This is a genomic window from Pallidibacillus thermolactis (assembly GCF_025660415.1).
GTDB lineage: Bacteria > Bacillota > Bacilli > Bacillales > Caldibacillaceae > Pallidibacillus > Pallidibacillus thermolactis.
Map to the genome: position 1 here is coordinate 74197 of NZ_JAOUSE010000005.1, position 24508 is coordinate 98704.

A 24508-nucleotide genomic window follows, 5' to 3' on the forward strand; every position below is an offset into this window, starting at 1 on the left:
TTTTTGGCTTTTTCTATAGTGGAGAAAGCCTGCCATTATCAACTAATTGCTTACGAACAAAGTAAAAATGAATAAGGGGGAAGTTTGTAAATGACAAAATCTATCGATCAAGTAGTAAAAGGTGGAAGTTTTATAATTGATGAAATTCTTCCAGAGCAGGTGTATACACCGGAAGATTTCACTGAAGAACATAAAATGATCGCAAAAACGACAGAAGAATTCGTTGAAAATGAAGTTTTACCTGTTATTGATCATTTAGAAAACCATGAATTTGAACATTCGGTTCGGTTACTAAAAAAAGCTGGTGAACTTGGCTTACTAGGAACAGATGTACCTGAAGAATACGGGGGTTTTGGACTAGATAAAATTACTTCTGCTTTAATTGGTGAAAAAATGGCACGTGCCGGTGGTTTTTCAATTACCCATGGTGCTCATGTTGGTATCGGCTCTTTACCAATCGTATTATTTGGAAATGAAGAACAAAAGAAAAAATATTTACCAAAATTAGCTACAGGTGAATTGTTGGCTGCATATGCATTAACTGAGCCTGGTTCCGGTTCTGATGCGCTAGGTGCAAAAACAACAGCAAAGCTTAATGCAGAAGGAACTCATTATATTTTAAACGGGGAAAAACAATGGATTACAAACGCAGGTTTTGCGGATGTATTTGTCGTATATGCGAAAGTGGATGGAGATAAATTTACTGCTTTTATCGTTGAACGCGACTTTCCAGGAGTTTCTACAGGTGCAGAAGAAAAGAAAATGGGAATCAAGAGTTCTTCAACTCGAACATTAATTTTAGAAGATGTACCTGTACCGGTTGAAAATGTACTTGGTGAAATTGGAAAAGGTCATAAAATTGCTTTTAATATTTTAAACATCGGCCGTTATAAATTAGGTGTAGGTGCTGTAGGTGGCGCAAAAACTGCCTTTGAATTAACAGTTAAATATGCAAATGAACGAAAACAATTTAATACACCTATTTCCAGTTTCAATTTAACAAAAGAAAAACTTGCGACACTCGCTTCCGAAATTTATGCAGCTGAAAGTGCTGTGTATCGTACGGTAGGACTGTTCGAGGAAAGAATGAGCCATTTAACTGAGGAACAGCAAAAAGATGGAAAAGAAATCGCTGCAGCTATTGCTGAATATGCCATTGAATGCTCGTTGAATAAATTTTTCAACACGGAAGTATTAGATCATGTTGTTGATGAAGGTGTTCAAATTCATGGTGGTTACGGTTTTATGCAAGAGTATGAAATAGAACGTGCATACCGTGATTCACGCATTAATCGTATCTTCGAAGGGACCAACGAAATCAACCGTTTACTCGTGCCAGGTACTTTCGTGAAAAAAGCTTTTAAAGGTGAATTGCCTTTACTTGAAAAAGCTCAAAGTCTCCAAGAAGAAATTATGATGTTAATGCCTGAAGAACCAGGTGACGAGCCACTAGCACAAGAAAAATATTTAGTACGAAATGCTAAGAAAGTTGCTCTAATGACAGCTGGATTGGCTTTACAAAAATATGGTCAAGAACTTGAAAAAGAACAAGAAATATTAGTAAACTTTGCTGATATCGTTTCTAACATATATGCAATGGAATCTGTTGTTTTACGTACTGAAAAAGCTGTTCATCGTGATGGTTTAGAAAATAGCAAACAGAAGTTACTTTATACTGAAATCTTCTGTCAAGAAGCATTCAACCGCATTGAGAATGATGCTAAAGAAACGGTTGTTGCGATTGCAAGTGGCGATAATCTGCGTATGACATTATCTGCTTTACGTAAATTAACTCGCCATACGCCAATCAATGTAATTGCGAAAAAGCGTGAGGCCGCTGCAACAATTATTGACAAGGAAAAATATGTTGTGTAACGACATCAAAATTGAAAAAGGTTAGCAATAAGAAACCCGAGAAAGATTATTTGACGATTCTCGGGTTTCTTTTATTTCGGGAATAGGAATTGTGAAAAAATAAAAGGATCGATTCATACGTTACTTAAAATTTAGAATTTACACTTATTCGTGATATAATAAATAGTAATTTAAGGAATTTCTATTATTGGTGGTGAATGTAATGTCGCTTACATTTTATTGGTATCCTAAATGTGGCACATGCCGAAAAGCAAAAAACTGGTTAGATGAACATCAAATTGAATATGAAGCTGTTCATATTATAGATAATCCGCCTTCAAAAGAACAGTTAGAAGATTTATACAAAAAAAGCGGTTTAGAATTGAAAAAGTTTTTTAATACAAGTGGTAAAAAATATCGTGAACTCGGTTTGAAGGACCGTGTAAAAACAGCAAGTGAGGAAGAGTTACTTGAGTTACTTGCCTCGGATGGTTATTTGATAAAACGGCCAATTGTTACGGATGGTCATAAAGTTACCGTTGGTTTTAAAGAAGAAGAATTTGCAAAAAATTGGTCCTAACACTTTTACATAATGATTGTCAGAAAGAGATCACATCTTGTATGATGGACTTGATACATATTTTCTTGGAGGGATGAACATGGCTTCGCCAAAGGAATTACGTTATTCTGAAGAACATGAATGGGTAAAAGTTGAAGGAAACATCGTGCGTGTCGGTATCACTGACTTTGCACAATCCGAACTAGGAGATATCGTTTTCGTAGAACTACCAGAAGTAGGTACTGAGTTAAAAGTGAATGAACCTTTTGGAAGTGTAGAATCGGTTAAAACAGTTTCTGAATTATATGCACCGGTTAGCGGTAAAGTTGTTGCTGTTAATGAAGAGTTAAATGATAGCCCAGAACTTGTCAATGAATCACCTTATGAAAAGGCGTGGATGATTGAACTTGAGGCAAATGATTTAAGTGAAGTGGATCATCTTTTATCTTCGGAAGGTTATGATAAATTAATTAGTGAATAATAAAGAAAAGGACTGATATATTTTTTATTTTATAAGTCCATATAAAAACGTCTGATTGGTCAGGCGTTTTTATTTTACTCGCATATAATAACATTAGAACAAATGAATCATTTTCGTTGAATCTCTCAATATTTTGCATTTATTGCATAGTTTATTAAGAAATAACGTTTTAATTATACTACAAATAAACAGGTGATAATTATGATTCGTTATGTTGAGAAGGTAATTATTGTGGAAGGCAAAACGGATAAGAAAAAAGTACAATCAGTTGTGAATGAACCAGTAGAAATCATTTGTACCAATGGCACATTAAGTTTAAGTCGATTAGATGAGCTTATCGATTGTCTTTATGACAAGGAAGTGTTTATACTTGTAGATGCTGATAATTCAGGAGAAAAATTGCGAAAACAATTTAAACGGGAGCTTCCTGAGGCAAAGCATTTATATATTGACCGTATGTATCGCGAAGTAGCAACTGCACCGGATAAACATATTGCTTCCGTTTTATTACAGGCAAATATACACGTTCACACAAAATATTTAATTAATAATATAAATTGTTAACATATTATCGTATTATTTTTAGAGTCGGGAATAAAGGATGAACATCATGGAACAATGGACGAAGGAATTGTTTTTTGAACATTTAAATTCTGGAAAAAAGGGTGCGTTTTATTTATACACTCCGATGTGCGGCACTTGTCAATTGGCAGGAAAGATGTTAGAGATTGTAAGCAATACAATGCCGGATTTCCTTATTGGCAAAGCGGATTTAAATTACTTGCCAGAACTTGCGAAATCCTTTCAAGTAGAAAGTGTGCCGTGCCTTTTAATCTTTTATGAAGGTGAAATTAAAGAAAAAATATATGCCTTCCATTCTGTTACTTATATTTATGAAAAGTTAAATGTAAAAAGTTAAACGAATCATCATTTCAAAAAAAGGATTTCCTACCTAAACGCAGAAAAAGATAACAAACTGGTTAGGAGGAATCCGATGATTGATACCGCTCGACTAAAAAAGACCTTGGTGAACCATAAATTTCGTGCCCTCTTATTTCCAAACGAATCAACATATTTGAAAATAAAAACAAAAGATCAGCTGTTTACTATCCAATTGTCAAAAGAATGTATTGAAATTATTGATAATTGGGAAGGAACATCGGATGTAGTGTTATCAGGGGATTCAACAGTATTAAATGAAATTTTATATGGACATATGAAATTACAAGATGCTAAAGAATTAAATTCTATTATCGTTGAGGGGAGCTTCCGTCATCAACTCATGATGGAAGCGATCCTTTGGTTTAACCAAAAACTACCATTAACAAGTCAATGATTTTAAAAAGGGCGGTGGTTTCTTATTGAAAAAATGAATAAAAAATGACGGAATATTAAAATTTATCAAACTGTAAAAACGTGTAAAAAATTGTTGACGTCTAAATAAATAGGTGCTACAATTCTAAACATAATCAATAATTGAATAGTTAGGTCTTGCTCTTATCAAGAGAGGTGGAGGGATGTGCCCTATGAAACCCGGCAACCGTCAATACAATGGTATTGAAATGGTGCCAAGTCACACAAAGCAATTTTTTGCTTTGAAAGATAAGAGAAAGGACATACGATATATATTCGCGTGCCTTTCTACTTATCTTAGTAGAAAGGTATTTTTTATTTTATTCATTCTAATCTTTTACTCAATGAAAATTGTATTTTTACATGTTGACTTTGTTGTTTTAGAGAAATAAAAGTAAGGACATCAGAGAAGGAAGGAGGAGCATGATGATCTCCTTAAACAATGTAACAAAAGTGTTTAAGACAAAATCCGGCATGATTACTGCGGTAGATAATGTAAAAATAAATATAAAAGAAGGAGAAATATTCGGAATTATCGGGTATTCTGGTGCGGGTAAGAGCACGTTAGTCCGGATGTTTAATGGTTTAGAAAGGCCAACAAAAGGGACCATTACAATTGACGGGAAAGAAATTTCAAAGATAAGAGGTGCCGAATTACGAAAGGCACGACAAGAGATTGGAATGATATTCCAACACTTTAACTTACTATGGTCACGTACGGTTCGAGATAATATTTCGTTTCCGTTGGAAATCGCTGGTGTTCCTAAGGCGAAAAGGAAAAAACGTGTTGAAGAGTTAATAAAATTAGTAGGACTTGAAGGGAGAGAAGACGCTTATCCCTCTCAATTAAGTGGAGGTCAAAAACAAAGAGTCGGAATTGCCAGAGCTTTAGCAAATAATCCGAAAGTTTTACTTTGTGATGAAGCCACATCAGCACTTGATCCGGAAACAACGGATTCTATCCTTGATTTGCTTCTTGACATTAATAAAAAAATGGGACTTACGATCATTCTCATTACCCATGAAATGCATGTCATTCGTAAGATTGCTCATCGTGTTGCAGTAATGGAGAATGGTAAAGTTGTTGAAGTAGCGCCAGTGATGGAGATTTTCAAAAACCCAAAAACTGACATAACTAAACGCTTTGTACAACAAATTACGGATGAAGAAGAAACGATGGAGGCTGTACAACATCTTCTTGAGAAATATTCTACAGGTAAGATCGTAAAATTGACATTTATCGGGGAAACTGCGGAGCAACCCATTATTTCAGAACTTATAAAAGAACAATCGATCTCTATTAATATTCTTCAAGGTAAAATTTCTCAAACACGTACTGGATCTTATGGAACATTACTTATCCAGTTAGTAGGAGATACCGAACATATTGATAAGGCAATCGAACAGTTAAAAAAACAACAAGTTGGAGTGGAGGTGATTAGTCATGATTGAGGCCCTCTTTCCAAATGTTGAAATGGATAAGTTTTGGGAAAAAACATATGAAACTCTCTATATGACGGGAATCTCACTTGTTTTTATTTTTATATTCGGTATATTACTAGGTTTACTATTGTTTTTAACTTCTAAAGGGAATATTTGGCATAATCAGTTTATTAATTGGATGATTGCGGCTGTTGTGAATATATTCCGCGCTATTCCTTTTGTCATTTTAATCATTTTACTAATTCCATTTACGAAAGGCATTATGGGTACAATGATTGGACCGAATGCAGCTTTGCCTGCATTAATTATTGGTTCTGCACCATTTTATGCGCGAATGGTGGAAATTGGACTTAGAGAAGTCAATAAAGGGGTTATTGAAGCAGCCCAAGCGATGGGAGCAAGAACAAGTACAATTATTTTTAAAGTATTACTTCCGGAATCAATGCCTGCGATTGTATCTGGTTTAACCGTAACCGCAATAGCATTAGTTGGTTATACAGCCATTGCTGGAATTATTGGAGCAGGTGGATTAGGGAATTATGCTCACCAATATGGATTTGTCCGTGGAAATAACGACGTGACGCTATTTGGGACAATTGCAATCTTAATTATTGTATTTATCATCCAATTTATTGGAGACTTTATAACAAAGAGATTAGATAAAAGATAAGAGGGGGAAATTCAAATGAAAAAACTATTAACATTAATATTTACAGCTTTTTTAACTGTTACGTTGGCTGCGTGTGGTGGAGACGAAGGGAATACGAGTGAATCAAGTGATGGAGAGTCTAAAAAAATAGTTGTTGGAGCAACAGCAGTTCCACATGCTGAAATTTTAGAACAAGCAGCACCTATTTTGAAGGAGAAAGGTATTGAATTAGAAATTACAGAGTTCTCCGGTTACGAATTAATTAACCAAGCCCTTGTTGAAGGGGATTTAGATGCGAACTTTTTCCAACATATTCCGTACTTAGAGCTTGAAAAAGAAGAAAAAGGTTATGATATTGTAAATGCCGGTGGTATCCATATTGAGCCAATCGGTATTTATTCAAAAAAATATGATAAATTAGAAGATGTTGAAGATGGTGCAACTGTATTAATTAGTAGTAATAAACCGGATCATGGAAGAATATTGGCCTTATTTGAAAAAGAAGGGTTAATTAAATTAGCAGATGGTGTGGAAAAAGGATCTGCAACATTAGATGATATTGTCGAAAATCCAAAAAACTTAAAATTTGATTTTGAATATGCACCAGAAATCCTTCCGCAAGTTTACAATCAAGGTGAAGGCGACCTAGTTGTCATTAATTCTAACTATGCATTAGAGTTTGATATTAATCCAATAGAAGACAGTCTTGCAATCGAAGAAGGCAGTCAGGATAATCCTTATGTAAACATCATTGCTGTGAATGCTGGTGATGAGGATAAAGAAGAAATTAAGACGTTAGTTGAAGTACTTCAATCAAAAGAGATTCAAGACTTTATTTTAGAAAATTATGACGGTGCAGTTGTGCCTGCAAGCGAATAATTTTCTCAAAAAGTGGTAAATTAAAAATCAATGTTGAAATTTGTAATTGAAAATTATTAAGTGTAAAATGGAAGGGACTAGGAATTTACCTAGTCCCTTATTCATTGCAAGTAACGATAAAAAGCTCTTGTACAGAAATATGTGTTTATATATAACTGACAAATATATGTTTTTTCAAAAAATAGTAAATGGGAAACAACTTTTAAAAATATTTATCATTTACTTTTCAAATTCTCAATTCAATTATATAGAAATCTTTTGAGAATCCTAATTTTTCAAGTTTCACAAGAGTTGATAATACTTTTTATTTGTTATAAGATAATAATGATAATAATTTGAGAATGAGTAATATTCATATACATAAAAAATGGAGGTATACAAAATGGCTGGATCAACTTTAGTTTTAAAAGATCTTCATGTATCAATTGAAGATAAAGAAATCTTAAAAGGTGTAAATTTAGAAATTAAACCGGGCGAATTTCACGCGATTATGGGTCCGAACGGTGCAGGTAAGTCTACTTTAGCATCTGCTATTATGGGACACCCAGCTTATGAAGTGACAAGCGGAAGCGTTACATTAGATGGTCAAGATGTACTTGAAATGGAAGTAGATGAAAGAGCAAAAGCAGGTCTGTTCCTAGCGATGCAATATCCAAGTGAAATTAGCGGTGTAACAAATGCTGATTTTATACGTTCATCGATTAATGCACGACGTGAGGAAGGAAACGAAATCCCATTAATGCAATTTATTAAAAAATTAGATAAGACGATGGAATATTTAGAAATGGATTTAAATATGGCGCAACGCTATGTGAACGAAGGATTCTCCGGTGGTGAGAAAAAACGTAACGAAATTTTACAATTAATGATGCTTGAGCCATCCATCGCAATTTTAGATGAAATCGACTCAGGTCTTGACATTGATGCGTTGAAAGTTGTTGCAAAAGGAATTAACTCCATGCGCAGTGAAGACTTCTCATGCTTAATGATTACACACTATCAACGTTTATTAAACTATATTACTCCTGATTACGTACATGTTATGATGAATGGCCGAATTGTTAAATCTGGTGGACCAGAATTAGCAAAACGTCTTGAAGAAGAAGGATATGAATGGATTAAAGAAGAGCTCGGCATTAAAGATGAAGCGGAATTAAACGCCTAAATACGTAATGTAAGGAGGATAATCATGACAACTGATACACAACATTCATTGGAAAGAAGCTACATCGAGTCTTACTCGAAAGCAAACAATGAACCAGAATGGTTTACAAATTTTCGGTTGAGTGCATTAGAGAAAATGGATACGTTAGAAATGCCAAAACCGGATAAGACGAAAATTGACAGATGGAATTTTACTAGTTTTAAACAACATACAGTAACAAACCAAGCGTATAATTCTGTAGATGAATTGCCTGAAGAAGTAAAGGCTTTACTAGATTTAGAAGGAGAAGTGACAAACTTATATGTTCAACGGAACCAAACGCCGGCTTTATTAAAAGTTTCTGAAACATTAAAAGAAAAAGGTGTTATTTTCACTGATCTTCTAACAGCAGTTAAAGAACATCCAGAGCTAGTACAAAAATATTTGATGACTGAAGCTGTAAAAGTTGATGAACATAAATTAGCAGCATTCCATGCAGCTCTTGTCAATGGTGGAGTGTTCTTATATGTTCCGAAAAACGTACAAGTTGAAGAGCCAGTTCAAGCTATTTTTGTTCAAGACAATGCAGATGCGCCATTAATCAACCATGTCTTAATCGTAGCTGATACAAATAGTTCGGTCACATACGTTGAAAACTATTTATCCATTGACGTAGAAACAGAAGGTGTCGCTAATATTATTGCAGAAGTTGTAGTTAACGAAGGTGCCAATGTTAAATTCGGTGCGGTTGATACGTTAGCAAGTGGGATTACAACTTATGTGAATCGAAGAGGTTATACGGAAAAAGATGCGCGCTTAGAATGGTCTTTAGGTTTAATGAACGACGGAGATACGATCTCTGAAAATATTACAAACTTATACGGCGATGGTTCAGTTGGTGATGCTAAAACTGTTGTTGCTGGTACAGGTAAACAGACGGAAAACTTCACTACAGCGGTCATCAACCATGGTAAAAAATCCGAAGGTTACATTTTAAAACACGGGATTGCGAAAGAGAACTCCACAATTATCTTTAACGGAATCGGTAAAATTGAACATGGTGCAAGTGGAGCAAATGCACAACAGGAATCTCGAGCATTGATGTTAAGTGAAAAAGCACGTGCAGATGCAAATCCAATCCTTCTCATAGATGAAGATGATGTGCAAGCAGGACATGCTGCATCCATTGGACGTGTTGATCCGATTCAATTATATTACTTACAATCAAGAGGAATTCCAAAGGATGAAGCAGAACGCTTAATTATTCATGGTTTCCTAGCACCGGTTGTTACTCAATTGCCAATTGAAGGTGTTAAAAAACAATTAACTGAGGTAATTGAAAGGAAAATCCGCTAATGGATATGAAGAACATTCGTAGCCAATTTCCAATTTTAGATCAAGAGGTTAATGGTCGTCCACTTGTCTATTTGGATAGTGCAGCTACTTCCCAAAAACCGTTGTCCGTTATTGAATCAGTGGAAAGGTATTATAGAGAGTACAATTCGAACGTCCATCGAGGTGTACACACGTTAGGGACGAAAGCAACGGATGGATTCGAGGGAGCCCGCGATAAGGTACGAAAATTTATTAATGCTGCTTCACGAGAAGAAGTGATTTTTTCGAGAGGAACAACAACTTCCCTTAATATTGTTGCGACTAGTTATGGGCGTGCTTTCTGTAAAGAAGGCGATGAAATTGTCATTTCATATATGGAACATCATAGTAATTTAATACCGTGGCAACAAGTTGCAAAGGTCACAGGGGCAACTTTAAAATATATTCCACTTCAAAAAGATGGGACATTAAATTTAGAAGATGTTGAAAAAACAATTACAGACCGGACAAAAATTGTTGCTATTACTCACGTTTCTAATGTACTTGGAACAATTAATCCGATTAAAGAGATTGCTAAAATCGCACATGCAAAAGGTGCTGTCATTGTAGTTGACGGTGCCCAGGCTGCGCCACATATTAAAGTTGATGTACAAGATTTAGATGTAGATTTCTATGCGTTTTCTTCCCATAAAATGTGTGGACCAACAGGAATTGGTGTTTTATATGGGAAAAAAGATTTGCTAGAGCAAATGGAACCAGTCGAATTTGGTGGGGAAATGATTGATTTTGTGAATCTTTATGATTCAACATGGAAGGAATTGCCATGGAAATTCGAAGCAGGAACTCCATCAATTGCTCAAGCTATAGGTTTAGGAGCTGCTATTGATTTTCTTGAAGAAATTGGAATGGATAACATTCATCAACATGAATATGATCTAGTAGAATATGCTTTGAAAAAGTTGTCTGAAATTGAGGGCGTTACTATTTTCGGTCCTCTTGATGCCTCGAAAAAAGGTGGTGTTGTAACCTTTAATATTGATGGTGTGCATCCTCATGATGTTTCAACGGCACTTGATATGGAAGGGATTGCTATCCGTGCAGGTCATCACTGTGCACAACCATTAATGAAGGTTTTAAATCAGACAGCAACTGCAAGAGCAAGCTTTTATCTCTATAATACAAAAGAAGATATTGATGCTTTAGCAGATGGACTTGTAAAAGCAAAGGAGTTCTTCAGCAATGTCTTTTAATCAATTAGATAGCTTATACCGACAAGTAATCATGGATCATTTTAAAAACCCGCGTAATAAAGGTGTATTAAAAGATAGTAGTTTAATAATCGATATGAATAATCCAACTTGTGGAGACCGGATTCGTTTAACAATGAAAGAGGAAGACGGTATTATTAAAGATGTTATGTTTGAAGGAGAAGGATGTTCTATCTCGATGTCATCAGCATCTATGATGACAAGTTTAGTTAAAGGTAAAGATGTCGAAACTGCTCTAAAACTTGCTGCTATTTTTTCAGAAATGATCCAAGGGAGAGAATACGACGCTTCTATTGACTTAGGCGATATTGAAGCTCTTCAAGGAGTATCGAAATTTCCAGCACGCATAAAATGTGCAACTCTAGCTTGGAAAGCCCTTGAAAAAGGTCTTCAACAAAATGGCAACGATGAAGAGAATTAAGACGTGTTACTATAAATTTAATTTTTAGAAAGAATGGAGGAAGGAAAATGGCTAAAAAAGCACCGGAAATTGGCGAATACCAGTACGGGTTTCGTGAACGTGACATATCTGTTTTTAAAACTGAAAAAGGCTTAACGAGAGAAGTCGTTGAAAAAATTTCTGAAATGAAAAACGAGCCCGAATGGATGCTGAAATATCGCTTGAAAGCTTTAGACCATTTCTATAAAAGACCCATGCCTACTTGGGGTGGAGACTTATCTGAATTAAACTTTGATGATATTACGTACTATGTAAAACCGACTGAGGAACAAGGACGTTCTTGGGATGAGGTTCCTGAAGAAATTAAACGTACATTTGATAAATTAGGTATCCCAGAAGCGGAACAAAAATATTTAGCTGGGGTATCTGCCCAGTATGAATCGGAAGTTGTTTATCACAACATGAGAGAAGAGTTAGAAAAACAAGGCATTGTCTTTAAAGATACAGATTCTGCTCTTCAAGAAAATGAAGATATCTTTAAAGAATACTTCGGCACCGTTGTGCCATATAGTGATAATAAGTTTGCGGCATTGAACTCAGCAGTTTGGTCTGGAGGTTCATTCATTTATGTTCCTAAAGGTGTAAAAGTCGAAACACCTCTTCAAGCTTATTTCCGTATTAATACGGAAAAAATGGGACAATTTGAACGTACATTAATTGTGGTTGATGAAGGAGCTTCTGTAAACTATGTAGAAGGATGTACTGCTCCGATTTACACAACAAGCTCACTCCATGCTGCAGTTGTTGAAATCGTTGTTAAAAAAGATGCTTACTGCCGTTATACTACGATCCAAAACTGGTCAAATAACGTATACAACCTAGTTACAAAACGTGCTGTTTGTGAAGAAAACGCGACAATGGAATGGATCGACGGTAACTTAGGTTCAAAAGTAACCATGAAATACCCATCTGTTATGTTAAAAGGAGAAGGTGCACGTGGGTACACATTGTCAATTGCCTTTGCTGGTAAAGGACAATTCCAAGATACAGGATCAAAAATGTATCATTTAGCACCTAACACTTCCTCAACCATTATCTCGAAGTCAATTTCACAACATGGCGGTAAAGTTTCTTATCGTGGTCTTACTCATTTCGGACGTAAATCAGACGGTTCACGTTCAAAAATTGAGTGTGATACGTTAATTTTAGACAATGAATCATTCTCTGATACGATTCCATATAATGAAGTATTAAACAATAATATTTCATTAGAGCATGAAGCAAAAGTATCCAAAGTATCTGAAGAACAATTATTCTACTTAATGAGTCGTGGTCTATCTGAAGAAGAAGCAGCGGAAATGATTGTAATGGGCTTTATTGAACCATTTACAAGAGAGTTACCAATGGAATATGCCGTTGAGATGAACCGATTAATCAGTTTCAATATGGAAGGTTCTATCGGATAATCAATTATTTATATTACATTTATAATAGGTTGTCTGTATAATGTTTGTTATACAGGCAACCTTTTTTTGTTTATCCATATATATCGTTCGTGTTTTATGTGAGTTTTGTCCCTTTTATCAGTTGTTAGGAAATAATTTTAATCAAATCACAAACAATAGGTAGAAAAATTTAATGGATATGATATACTATACTTTATTAAAAGGATAAAGGATAGGAAGAGGCGATTATAAAGTGGATAGAGTATACAATTTTTCAGCTGGACCTGCACAGCTTCCGTTATCGGTATTAGAAAAAGCGCAAAAAGAATTTCTTTCATTTGAACAATCTGGAATGTCTGTAATGGAATTGAGTCATCGTTCAAAGTTATTCGAGACAATTTTAGAACAAACAGAACAGTTACTTCGTGAGGTTATGGAAATTCCAGACAATTATAAAGTTTTATTTGTTCAAGGCGGTGCATCTTTACAATTTTCAATGGTTCCCCTTAATCTTTTGGTCAAGGGTGGGCATGCTTATTATGTTCACACTGGTTCTTGGTCGAAAAAAGCGTTAAATGAAGCGAAAAAAGTGGGAAAAACACAGGTGCTTGCATCTTCAGAAGATCAAGATTTTACGTATATCCCGACAATTGATGTGAGTATTTTAGATGAGAATACAAAATATGTCCATATAACCACAAATAATACGATTGAAGGAACAAAATTTACTGATATCCCAAACACAGGGGAGGTTCCTTTAGTTGCCGACATGTCATCAAATATATTATCTGAACAAATTGATGTTTCAAAATTCGGGATTATATATGCAGGGGCACAAAAAAATTTAGGAATTGCAGGATTGACCATTGTTATTATTCGTGAGGATTTAATCGGCCATGCTCCAAGTGATTTACCGACAATGTTAAATTATTCGACATATGCCAACAATCGCTCTCTTTACAACACACCACCTACATTTGCAATCTATATGACGAAATTAGTTCTCGAATGGTTAAAGGAACAAGGTGGAGTAAAACAAATTGAACAACAAAATCGTGAAAAAGCTAGTTTACTATATAACTATATTGATGAATCTCACATGTTTTTCTCAAAAGTAAAACGTGAAGATCGCTCTTTGATGAACATTCCTTTTCTAACGAAATCAGATGAACTGAATGAAATATTTATAAAAGAAGCTGCGAATGTCGGACTCGTCACGTTAAAAGGTCATCGCTCCGTAGGTGGAATGCGGGCTAGTCTTTATAATGCGATGCCGATTGAAGGTGTAAAGGCTTTAGTCCAATTTATGCAAGAGTTTGAGAACAAAAACGGGTAAGGAGAGGAAAATCAATGTACACGATCAAAACATATAACGAAATTGCACAAAAGGGCTTAGATGTTTTTACAAATGACTATAAAATTAATACAGGGGAAAATCCAGATGCTATTCTTTTAAGAAGCTATAATTTACATGATGAGTTGATTCCATCATCGGTGAAAGCTATTGCTCGTGCTGGTGCGGGTGTAAATAATATTCCAGTCGATCGTTTAACAGAAGAAGGGGTCGTTGTCTTTAATACACCAGGAGCGAATGCGAATGCAGTAAAAGAATTAGTTATTATGAGTCTAATTGCCTCTTCTCGAAATTTATTTTCTGCAATACAATGGACGAAAACGCTAGCCGGAGGCGGTGAGCAGGTACCAAGTTTAGTAGAAGCTGGTAAAAAACAATTTGTTGGAACTGAAATTACAGAAAAAAAACTCGGAGTAATCGGTACAGGTTCTATTGGAGTATTAGTCGCCAATGATGCATCCTCCCTTGGTATGGATGTGATGGCTTATGATCCTTATATTTCCGTCAATGCAGCTTGGCAGTTATCTAGAAATGTGAAACGCGCAATGACAATGGAAGAAATTTTTAGAGAATGTGATTATATTACTGTACATGTACCTTTAACAGAGGAAACGAAAGGAATTTTAAATAGAGACAGTTTTGAAATCATGAAAGAGAATGTGCATATTCTTAACTTTTCCCGTGGTGAATTAGTTGTTGAAGATGACTTAGAAATTGCCTTGAAAGAAGGGAAAATAAAAACGTATATAACAGATTTCCCAACAGATCGGATTTTACAAATGGAAGGTGCTATTGCGTTACCACATTTAGGTGCTTCTACGAAAGAAGCTGAAGAAAATTGTGCGGTAATGGCAGCGAAAGAAATTAGGGAATACCTTGAAACAGGAAATATTCGCAATTCCGTTAACTTCCCAAATACGGTCATGCCGTATATAGGTAAAAAACGGTTTACCGTCATTCATAAAAATATACCAAATATGGTCGGACAAATGACAGGGTTGTTAGCAAATCATCAAATTAACATTGCCAATATGTCCAATCGTAGTAAAGGTGCTTGGGCGTATACAATAATTGATGTTGATAATGGAATTCCTGTTGAAGTCGTACGTAATATTGAAGAGAATATATTAAAAATTGATGGTGTTAAACGAGTGCGAGTAATTGGTTAAATTGCTGAATTCCATTGGCTTCAAATGTTTTATTAAGCGTCTAAAAACGGATGAACACGTTTTTAGGCGTTTTTCTTGTTTAGCAAATAAAAAGTAGGATCGCCTCGTCTAATTTATTATTTCTATCTATGCTAAAATAGAGAGAGATGATATATAATGTAAGATAAATGAAATTTAATGATGAGTTAGGGGTTCGATTATGATTTATATCGGTTTGACTGGATGGGGAGATCATGATTCATTGTATACACGACCAAATACGAAAAATAAACTATCGGTTTACGCATCTCATTTCCCTGTCGTCGAAGTCGATACTGCCTTTTATGCGATTCAACCTGAATCTAATGGTGAAAAATGGGTTCGTGAAACACCAGATTCTTTTCAATTTATTGTTAAAGCATATCAAGGAATGACCGGCCATTTGCAGCGAGACATTCCTTTCGATTCATGGGATGAAATGTTCAAGAAATATAAAGAATCGCTACAACCGTATATTCGGGCAAATAAATTAGCAATGGTATTGTTTCAATTTCCGCCTTTTTTTACATGTACACCAAAAGCGATTCGCTATTTACGTTGGTGTAAACAACAAATGGAAGATATTCCTTGTGCCTTGGAGTTTCGACATCAATCATGGTTTGCTCCGTCCGTCCGCAAAGAAACATTGCAATTTATGAAAGAAGAAAACTGGATCCATAGCATTTGTGATGAACCTCAAGCGGGTTCCACATCTGTACCATTAGTTTTAAAAGCAACTAGAAAAGATAAAACATTAATTCGCATGCATGGACGAAATATTCATGGATGGAATAACCAAGGCCAAAAAAATTGGCGCGATGTGCGCTACTTATATCGATATAATGACCAAGAGCTAAGTGAGTGGATTCGTTATTTATCCGAACTACAAAAACATACAAATACGATTTATATGTTATTTAATAATAATTCAGGCGGAGATGCTGCAAATAATGCAAAACGTATGATTGAACTTTTAGGAATTGAATATAAAGGACTTGCCCCTAGGCAATTAAGTTTATTTTAAATGCAACCGACATTTTATTGGATGTTGTGATTTTGAAATTGAGGGAAGATATGAATGATAGAAAAAATTGTTATTTACCACACAAATGATATACATAGTCATTTTGACACTTGGCCAAATATTAAACATGAAGTGATCAGAAAACGTAAGATTCATCAAGAAAATGATGAATCCATGTTTTTATTTGATATCGGAGATCATATTGACCGGTTTCATCCATATACAGAAGCATACCTTGGGAAAGGAAACATTCGTTTATTAAATGAGTGCAATTTTGATGCTGTTACAATTGGAAATAATGAAGGAATAACACTGGCTCAGGACGATCTATTAAGTTTGTATAATGAGGCCCATTTTGATGTAGTTTTAGCAAACTTATACTTTAAAAACGGTATGAGACCGGAATGGGCAAAACCATATCAAATCTATGAAACGAATAACGGTGTAACAATCGGGGTTATCGGTGTCACTGTAAACTTTACAAACTTTTATGAACCATTGGGTTGGAATGTGACCGATCCGTTTATGGAATTAGAACGTCTTGTTCCAGAAGTTCGAGCTCAAAGTGATATTTTAGTTGTATTATCCCATCTCGGGTTATCTGAAGATGAGCGGATGGCAAAATTATTTCCACAAATAGATGTTATTTTAGGTGCACATACTCATCATGTATTGGAAAATGGGCAATTAGTAGAAAATACATTGTTATGTTGTACTGGAAAATACGGAATGAATCTTGGCAAAGTAGAATTACAATATGACCTAGAGAAGCATAAAATAATTTCGAAGCATGCCACTTTAATTCCAGCTCATGAATTGCAAGCTGTAGAAACAAGTTTTGCAGAAGTTTTATATGAAAAGGGAAAGCAAAAATTATTAAATCCAGTAGCCTTTTTACCAGAAAAATTAGAAAGGGACTGGTTTAATGATTCACCTTTGAATGAGTTATTGGCAAGTACTCTAACTGAGTGGTGTAAAGCTGATTGTTCTTTTCTCAATGCTGGGGTTTTGCTAGATGATTTACAAGCTGGCATCGTTACAGAATACGACATTCACCGCATCTGTCCACATCCATTAAATCCATGTACTGTTGAATTGTCTGGAGCAGAACTAAAAGAATTACTTGTTCAAACTGTTGATGATCAATATATGACATTACAATTTAAAGGATTTGGTTTTCGTGGTGAAATCTTTGGTAAGATTATTTATGATCAAATTTCCATCACTGGGGAAGGTTCAAATATCCAAATCGAAATTCGTGATGAGATGTTGGACATGGACCGAATATATAAAGTAGCAACACTCGATATGTTTACTTTTGGACGTTTTTATCCATCGTTAACGCGTGCAAAGAAGCGATTCTTTTTACCAGAGTTTTTACGAGATTTATTAAAACACTCCTTATCTAAACATTATCCTTTGGATCTATAATTAGACATTTGTCATAACACGTCAAAACCCCTTTTTCATAATGTAATATAAGAAAGGGGCGGACGATAGATGATGAATGTTAAACCTATAAAAATTGAAGATCGTACGTTTATTGCCGTCGAAGTTAAATTACCGAAAACAAATTTACTCGCTGTTATGAGTGATAAAGGATATATAATGTGTGGAGCTTTAGATGTTCAGTTATTAAATGATAAACTAAAGGATCGAAAAATTATTGCAGGCAGAGCAGTGGGTGTTCGAACGATTGATGAACTTTTAAATGCACCACTGGAGTCAGTCACTTTAGAAGCAGAAAATTACGGGATTAAAAAAGGTATGATTGGTAAAGAAGCTTTATTACGCATGTAATATGTAAATAAATAGCATTTAATATAGTAAATCCCTCCAAACGAGCATACATTTTATTTGTAAGGGGGGATTTTTTTTCATGGTCAAGTTTCGACGTTACCCAAAGGGATATTTTTTTAAAAAGCTTAATCCTATGTTTGGCAAGTCAAATATTAGCTATAAACAGAAAAAGTATAAGCGGAAAGAAGGAAAACCTCTTCCATTTAAATATGTACTATTATTATCATTCGTTTTCTTTCTTATCTCTAGTTCCATCGGTTTATGGGTTGTTAATAAAGGTATTCGCCCAACTTTAGAAGCTTATGCTAAATCTTATTCCATCAATTTAGCAACTTCGTTAATGGAGCGGGCAGTAAACGAAGAACTTGGTGCGGGTTTAAGTTTAGATGAGATTATTACCGTCGTACCAACTGGTGTAGGTAATGGTACACTGACTGCTTTTGATACCCAAAAAATATTAGAAGTGTCAAATAGTATTACTAGTAATATTTTAAATAATATTAATCGAGTCGAAGATGGACACACTTCAACAAAAATTGTTTCAGAAGATGGTGAAGTTGTAGAAATTCAACCAAGTTCTGAAAAAGGAATTCACTTTCGTGTCCCCTTTGGACGTATAACGGATAATGTAATACTCGCCAATCTCGGTCCGGATATTTCCATTGAATTTCAAGCAATTGGTGATGTGAAAACAGATTATGAAGCGGTTGTGAAAAATAATTCCATTAATAGTTCTTGGTATGAGATTTGGCTACATATTGAGGTTGGTGTGCAAATGCTTGTTCCTTTTAATTCTGAAGTCCAGTATATTCCTAAGAGTATTTTACTTGCATCTGGTGAAGTGAAAGGAGAGGTACCACAGTTTTATAGTAATGGTCAGCTTTATCCATCAATCGTTGTTCCACAAGATGAGAAGAATAGTCAATCTAGTGAGGAATAGTATGTTGATTGAAAGACTGAACGTAGAAAAAGGAGATGGATTTTGAAAAAACTGTGTTCATAGACGGGATGAACGCAGAAAAAGTCGATTGATTCTGGAAAACTGTGTTCATAGCCGGGATGAACGCAGAAAAATGGAGTTCGATTCCGAAAAACTGTGTTCATAGAAGGAATGAACGCAGAAAAATGGAGTTAGATTCCGAAAAACTGTATTCATAGCCGGGATGAACGCAGAAAAATGGAGTTTGATTCCGAAAAACTGTGTTCATAGCCGGGATGAACGCAGAAAAAAGTCGATTGATTCTGGAAAACTGTGTTCATAGACGGGATGAACGCAGAAAAATGGAGTTTGATTCCGAAAAACTGTGTTCATAGAAGGAATGAACGCAGAAAAATGGAGTTTGATTCCGAAAAACTGTATTCATAGCCGGGATGAACGCAGAAAAATGGAGTTTGATTCCGAAAAACTGTGTTCATAGCCGGGATGAAAACAGAAAAAGCACATATATTTAAAAGCGGTGGTGAACTGTAACATCTGTTAGACATAAAATCAAGGGGATATGACGCCAATGATTTGCATGATAGTAAACAAAAAAGGGAGTCTAAATTGACTCCCTATAGTCTTTTTAAATTACGCGCCACCTAAATATGCCTCTTTCACGAGTGCACTTGTCTGTAGTTCCTTTGCATCTCCTGATAACACTACACTACCTGTTTCTATGACATAGGCTCGGTGTGCGATAGACAAAGCCATATTGGCATTTTGCTCAACGAGTAGGATCGTAGTTCCTTCTTTATTAATCATTTCAATGATATTAAAAATTTGTTTTACAAGTAAGGGGGCAAGACCCATGGAAGGTTCGTCAAGCAACAATAACTTTGGTTTTGCCATAAGACCACGTCCAATTGCAAGCATCTGTTGCTCACCACCGGACAACGTTCCAGCTGATTGCTTTCTTCTTTCATATAGCCTTGGAAACAACTCAAAAACATGTTCTATATCTTTTTGAATGGCCTTTTTATCTCTACGTAAAAAGGCACCGAGCTCTAAATTTTCTGTCACAGACATGGTTGGAAACACACGACGACCTTCAGGTACATGGGAGATCCCAGCTTTGACGATGGCTTGAACTTTTCTTTTTACGATCGATTTCCCTTCATATTCAATAGTTCCATTTTTCGGTCGTATCAGACCAGATAATGTTTTTAATAGTGTACTTTTTCCAGCACCGTTTGCACCGATTAGTGTAACAATTTCTCCTTCCTTTACTTCTAATGAAACGTCTTTCAATGCATGAATAGCATCGTAATAAACATTAATATTTTCTACTTTAAGCATGTTCTTCACCTACTTCTTCCCCTAGATAAGCCTCAATCACCTTCGGATGATTTCGAACTTCTTCAGGGGTGCCCTCTGCTATCAGTAAACCGTGATCCAAAACAGATATACGTTCACAAATGCCCATCACAAGTTTCATATCGTGTTCAATTAAAAGGATCGTTAAATCAAATTGTTCTCGGATAAAGGCCATTAAATCCATTAACTCTGTCGTTTCTTTTGGGTTCATTCCAGCTGCTGGTTCATCTAACAATAGTAGTTTTGGTCCCGTTGATAGCGCACGGGCTATTTCTAATCTCCTTTGCATACCATAAGGTAAATTTTTAGCTTTTTCATCTTTTAAATGATCTAAACGGAAAATTTTTAAAAACTCAATTGACTTTTCTTTCATCTCTTTTTCATTGGAAAAGTGAGGAGGTAATCGTAAGATAGAACTTAATAATGAATTTTTTGCTAGCGTATGATAGCCAATACGAACGTTATCTAATACGGAAAGGTCTGCAAATAAACGGATATTTTGGAATGTCCTACTAATTCCTCTTCTCGTTATTTTATAAGGGGGTAAACCGTTTAGTTTTTTACCATCAAATATAATTTCTCCTTCTGTCGGTACATAAACACCAGTAAGCATGTTAAAGACAGTTGTTTTCCCCGCACCGTTTGGACCAATGAGGCCGACTAATTCTCCTTTATGTAAAGTAAGATTAAATTCTGATACAGCCTTTAGCCCTCCAAACTGAATGCCAAGATGATTGACTTTTAGCAACGGTTTAACTTCCAATGTTTTCAAATTGTTGCCCCCCTTTTCCAGGCTTTTTCTTCAAGAATAGGTCGGTAATTTCTTTTGAACCCATTAAACCTTTAGGTCGATAAAGCATGATGATGATTAAAACTAAACTATATAAAACCATGCGGATTTCTGGAAAGTTTTGAAAATAAGTAGACACAAGTGTCAATAAAGCGGCTGAAATGATGGCACCAGACATGCTTCCAAGACCGCCTAATACAACATAAATTAAAATATCAAAGGACTTTAAAACACCAAAATTAACAGGTTGTAAAAAATAAAAGTTATGGGAATATAAACCACCAGCTATACCGGCAAAAAATGAGCCAATGATAAATGCAAGTACTTTATAATATGTTGTGTTAATTCCCATGGCATCAGCTGCAATTTCATCTTCACGAATAGCAATGCAAGCTCGGCCGTGTCTGGAATTTGTAAAATTTGATATGACGATAATGGTGAGCATTAAAAAAATGAAGGAATATTGCCAAGTTGTCATTTTGGTAACAACCATGCCGCTAGCTCCACCGACATACTCCCAGTTTAAAAGTATGATTCTTATGATTTCAGCAAATCCGAGAGTAGCAATAGCTAAGTAATCGCCTCGTAACCTTAATGAAGGCATACCTACGACAAAACCAGCGATTGCGGCAATGATACCACTTAAAATGAGTGCTACAGGAAAGGGAACAGCGAAATTCATCGTTAAAATAGCGGAAAAGTAGGCTCCGATTGCTAAAAAACCAGCATGACCAATGGATAGTTGTCCAGTAATACCGATAATTAAGTGTAGACTAACGGCTAAAATAATATTTATCGCTAAGGTGATTAGTAAATTTTCATAAAAGGGATCAATTCTCCCGTTTGCGATTAAAAATTCACCGATTCCGTATATGATGAGTGCTGATACGAAAAAAATCCAAAAGTGACGACTTTTCATGCTTAATCACCTACACTTTCTCCCGAGTATTTTTGCCAAATATTCCGGAAGGTTTAAAAATTAATATAAGGATAAGAATGATAAAAGCTGCAGCATCTCTCCAGTTAGAAAAACCAATCGCACTTACAGCCGTTTCTACGATTCCGAGAATAAAACCTCCAATCATTGCTCCTGGAATAATTCCAATACCACCTAATACAGCAGCAACGAAAGCTTTAATTCCCGGCAAAAGTCCCATAAGAGGGTCAATACTTGTATAATACATACCAAATATTACGCCTGCGGCACCTGCTAACGCCGATCCGATGGCAAATGTGGCTGATATCGTATTATCAACATTTATTCCCATTAATCTAGCAGCATCCATATCTAACGAAACAGCACGCATGGCTTTTCCAATTTTAGTACGGTGAACAATGAATTGTAAAAATATCATTAATATAATGGTTATGAGTAATATAAAAAGTGCTTGTGAACTGAAGGTAACCCCAAAAATTTCAATTTTTTGTTTTGATACAACTTCTGGATAAGCTTCCGGTGTAGCTCCTCTAAAATAAATCATGACATATTGAATAAAAAGTGAAACACCGATAGCGGTTATTAAAGCAGCAATCCTTGTTGATGAACGAAGACGTCGATATGCAACGCGTTCTATAAGCATACCGAGAATCGAACAAACAACCATGGCTAAAATTAGTGCCGGTATAAAGCTTAAATTTAAAATGGTAATGGCATAAAAACCGGTAAATGCACCGATCATAAAGACTTCTCCATGAGCAAAATTAAGTAGTTTGATAATTCCGTATACCATTGTGTAACCAAGTGCAATGAGTGCATAGATACTTCCTAAAGAAATGCCATTTACTAATTGCTGTATCCATTCCAAGTTTCTCACTCCTTTTCTCTGGTGAATTTTATATGTTCCTTATGAGATGAAAAAGGGAGGAAAGCACCTCCCATGTTTTTATGGATCAACTTTTGTACGGAAAGTTTGTTCTCCATCTTTATATTCTAATATTGTGGCTGACTTGACCGGATTATGTTTTTCATCTATTGTAATCGTACCTGTTACGAGTTCAAGGTTTTCTGTTTCTTCTAATGCTTTTTTTATGGCTTCAGGATCTGTATTTCCTGCACGTTCAATCGCATCCGCTAAGAAATAAACTGTATCATATCCTAAAGCATTAAAAGAGTCTGGAGACTTGCCATACTTTTCTTCAAAGTTTTTAACAAAGTCTTGAATTTTCGAATCAGGGTCTTGAGAGGAATAATGGTTTGTGATAAAAGTGTTATTTAAATTTTCTGCACCTGCAAGTTCAACAAGTTTTGGAGAATCCCAGCCGTCAGCACCCATTAGTGGTACGGTTATGTCTAATTCCCGGGCTTGCTTAACGATTAATCCAACTTCTTCGTAATAACCAGGTATAAATATAAATTCCGGATTGGCTGATTTAATATTGGTTAATGTTGAACGGAAATCCGTATCACCAGCCACATAAGATTCTTCAGCTACAATTGTACCTCCACCAGCTTCGAAAGTTTCTCTAAAGGCATCTGCTAATCCTTTCGCATAGTCACTGGCATTATCATTATAAATTGCAGCGGTTTTAACTCCTAGTTCATCTAAAGCAAAGTTTGCAGCTACAGTACCTTGAAATGGATCGATGTATGAGGTCCGGAAAACATATTCATTGATTGAACCATCTTCATTTTCTGTCACATTTGGTGCTGTACCTGACGGTGTAAGTAGAAGTGTTTTTGTATCATTGGCGATTTGGACTTGGGCAATTGTGTTCCCACTTGTAGCAGAACCAATAATGGCAAGTACTTTATCTTGACTTGTTAGACGTGTTGCAATCGCTACTGCTTCTTGCGTTTCAGATTTATTATCTTGTTTAATGACTTCAATTTTTTTACCTAAAATTCCACCATTTGTGTTGATTTCCTCAATTGCAAACTCAGCACCCTCAGCGTCAGACGAACCATAAGAAGCAACAGGACCTGACAATTCGAAATTCAAACCGATTTTGATTGTATCACTGTCACCAGAATCTGATCCTGAGTCTGAGCCAGATGAACTATTTCCCCCTCCTGTCGTACTTCCGCCACACGCTGCTAACATTCCTACTAGGAAAATAGACATTAGGAGTAGTAAAAGTTTCTTTCTCATACTTATCCCCCTTCTTTTTAAAATGTTTGAACCTTCTGATAATTTATTTTAGTATTATAAAATGTTCAGAAGGTATAAAAAATAAAAATAATAGAATTCAAAGATATTTTAAAACAAAAACACTGTTTCGTCCATATTTATATTTTTAAAAATTAGAA

The 24508-nt window shown here is 35.4% G+C and carries 25 protein-coding genes and 1 riboswitch; of the genes, 20 read left to right on the top strand and 5 right to left on the bottom strand.

The window, feature by feature from the left end:
- The first annotated feature begins 90 nt into the window (after positions 1-90).
- The 20 genes from OEV82_RS03305 to yunB all read left to right on the top strand — a co-directional run bounded on the left by OEV82_RS03305 (position 91) and on the right by yunB (position 19115).
- Entirely contained in the window at positions 91-1875 is a 1785-nt protein-coding gene (locus OEV82_RS03305; protein WP_173659989.1) for an acyl-CoA dehydrogenase family protein, read from the top strand.
- A gap of 202 nt (positions 1876-2077) precedes the next feature.
- Entirely contained in the window at positions 2078-2434 is a 357-nt protein-coding gene (locus OEV82_RS03310; protein ID WP_173659991.1) for an arsenate reductase family protein, read from the top strand.
- A gap of 79 nt (positions 2435-2513) precedes the next feature.
- Positions 2514-2894, top strand: a complete 381-nt coding sequence (gene gcvH / locus OEV82_RS03315; protein ID WP_263061015.1) for a glycine cleavage system protein GcvH — start codon at positions 2514-2516, stop codon at positions 2892-2894.
- A 201-nt stretch (positions 2895-3095) separates the two neighbouring features.
- The gene (locus OEV82_RS03320) at positions 3096-3458 is read left to right on the top strand and encodes a toprim domain-containing protein (RefSeq protein ID WP_173659994.1); all 363 of its coding nucleotides are present in this window, start codon (positions 3096-3098) and stop codon (positions 3456-3458) included.
- Between the two features lie 46 nt (positions 3459-3504).
- On the top strand, positions 3505-3813 hold the full coding sequence (locus tag OEV82_RS03325) for a thioredoxin family protein (RefSeq protein ID WP_173659996.1): 309 nt from the start codon (positions 3505-3507) through the stop codon (positions 3811-3813).
- A 75-nt stretch (positions 3814-3888) separates the two neighbouring features.
- Entirely contained in the window at positions 3889-4230 is a 342-nt protein-coding gene (locus OEV82_RS03330) for a hypothetical protein (RefSeq protein WP_173659998.1), read from the top strand.
- A gap of 158 nt (positions 4231-4388) precedes the next feature.
- Positions 4389-4503, top strand: a riboswitch (SAM riboswitch).
- A gap of 170 nt (positions 4504-4673) precedes the next feature.
- Positions 4674-5699 carry a methionine ABC transporter ATP-binding protein gene (locus OEV82_RS03335; protein ID WP_263061016.1) on the top strand — a complete coding sequence of 342 codons (1026 nt, stop codon included), beginning with the start codon at positions 4674-4676 and terminating at the stop codon, positions 5697-5699.
- Positions 5692-6360, top strand: a complete 669-nt coding sequence (locus tag OEV82_RS03340) for a methionine ABC transporter permease (protein WP_173660000.1) — start codon at positions 5692-5694, stop codon at positions 6358-6360. Before OEV82_RS03335 ends, OEV82_RS03340 begins: the two co-directional genes overlap by 8 nt.
- A 15-nt stretch (positions 6361-6375) precedes the next feature.
- On the top strand, positions 6376-7218 hold the full coding sequence (locus OEV82_RS03345; RefSeq protein WP_263061017.1) for a MetQ/NlpA family ABC transporter substrate-binding protein: 843 nt from the start codon (positions 6376-6378) through the stop codon (positions 7216-7218).
- A gap of 382 nt (positions 7219-7600) precedes the next feature.
- A complete protein-coding gene (gene sufC, locus OEV82_RS03350; protein ID WP_263061018.1) occupies positions 7601-8383 on the top strand; it encodes a Fe-S cluster assembly ATPase SufC in 783 nt (260 codons plus the stop codon).
- A gap of 24 nt (positions 8384-8407) precedes the next feature.
- Positions 8408-9718, top strand: a complete 1311-nt coding sequence (sufD, locus tag OEV82_RS03355) for a Fe-S cluster assembly protein SufD (protein WP_263061020.1) — start codon at positions 8408-8410, stop codon at positions 9716-9718.
- A complete protein-coding gene (locus tag OEV82_RS03360) occupies positions 9718-10947 on the top strand; it encodes a cysteine desulfurase (protein ID WP_263061021.1) in 1230 nt (409 codons plus the stop codon). Before sufD ends, OEV82_RS03360 begins: the two co-directional genes overlap by 1 nt.
- Entirely contained in the window at positions 10937-11386 is a 450-nt protein-coding gene (sufU, locus tag OEV82_RS03365; protein WP_173657792.1) for a Fe-S cluster assembly sulfur transfer protein SufU, read from the top strand. Before OEV82_RS03360 ends, sufU begins: the two co-directional genes overlap by 11 nt.
- 47 nt (positions 11387-11433) lie before the next feature.
- Positions 11434-12831, top strand: a complete 1398-nt coding sequence (gene sufB / locus OEV82_RS03370; protein ID WP_173657793.1) for a Fe-S cluster assembly protein SufB — start codon at positions 11434-11436, stop codon at positions 12829-12831.
- Between the two features lie 232 nt (positions 12832-13063).
- Complete coding sequence (gene serC, locus OEV82_RS03375) at positions 13064-14146, top strand: 3-phosphoserine/phosphohydroxythreonine transaminase (RefSeq protein ID WP_263061022.1); 1083 nt, start codon at positions 13064-13066, stop codon at positions 14144-14146.
- A gap of 14 nt (positions 14147-14160) precedes the next feature.
- Positions 14161-15333 (top strand): phosphoglycerate dehydrogenase, encoded by a 1173-nt coding sequence (locus OEV82_RS03380; RefSeq protein ID WP_263061023.1) that lies wholly within the window; start codon positions 14161-14163, stop codon positions 15331-15333.
- A gap of 199 nt (positions 15334-15532) precedes the next feature.
- Positions 15533-16375, top strand: a complete 843-nt coding sequence (locus OEV82_RS03385) for a DUF72 domain-containing protein (protein ID WP_263061024.1) — start codon at positions 15533-15535, stop codon at positions 16373-16375.
- A gap of 54 nt (positions 16376-16429) precedes the next feature.
- Positions 16430-17806: a bifunctional metallophosphatase/5'-nucleotidase gene (locus OEV82_RS03390; RefSeq protein WP_263061025.1), complete on the top strand. Its 1377-nt coding sequence runs from the start codon at positions 16430-16432 to the stop codon at positions 17804-17806.
- A gap of 69 nt (positions 17807-17875) precedes the next feature.
- Positions 17876-18175, top strand: coding sequence for a YunC family protein (locus OEV82_RS03395; RefSeq protein ID WP_263061026.1), 300 nt, complete (start codon positions 17876-17878; stop codon positions 18173-18175).
- Between the two features lie 79 nt (positions 18176-18254).
- Complete coding sequence (yunB, locus tag OEV82_RS03400) at positions 18255-19115, top strand: sporulation protein YunB (protein WP_263061027.1); 861 nt, start codon at positions 18255-18257, stop codon at positions 19113-19115.
- Positions 19116-19745: 630 nt separating this feature from the next.
- Here yunB and OEV82_RS03405 read toward each other — a convergent pair.
- The 5 genes from OEV82_RS03405 to OEV82_RS03425 form a co-directional block, all read right to left on the bottom strand.
- Positions 19746-20453 carry an ABC transporter ATP-binding protein gene (locus tag OEV82_RS03405; RefSeq protein WP_173658071.1) on the bottom strand — a complete coding sequence of 236 codons (708 nt, stop codon included), beginning with the start codon at positions 20451-20453 and terminating at the stop codon, positions 19746-19748.
- Complete coding sequence (locus tag OEV82_RS03410) at positions 20446-21234, bottom strand: ABC transporter ATP-binding protein (RefSeq protein WP_263061042.1); 789 nt, start codon at positions 21232-21234, stop codon at positions 20446-20448. Before OEV82_RS03410 ends, OEV82_RS03405 begins: the two co-directional genes overlap by 8 nt.
- Positions 21224-22180: a branched-chain amino acid ABC transporter permease gene (locus OEV82_RS03415; protein WP_263061028.1), complete on the bottom strand. Its 957-nt coding sequence runs from the start codon at positions 22178-22180 to the stop codon at positions 21224-21226. The genes OEV82_RS03410 and OEV82_RS03415 overlap by 11 nt, the downstream gene beginning before the upstream one ends.
- A 10-nt stretch (positions 22181-22190) precedes the next feature.
- Positions 22191-23066, bottom strand: a complete 876-nt coding sequence (locus tag OEV82_RS03420) for a branched-chain amino acid ABC transporter permease (RefSeq protein ID WP_173661638.1) — start codon at positions 23064-23066, stop codon at positions 22191-22193.
- 78 nt (positions 23067-23144) lie between these two features.
- Complete coding sequence (locus OEV82_RS03425) at positions 23145-24350, bottom strand: ABC transporter substrate-binding protein (protein WP_263061029.1); 1206 nt, start codon at positions 24348-24350, stop codon at positions 23145-23147.
- Positions 24351-24508 lie beyond the last annotated feature (158 nt).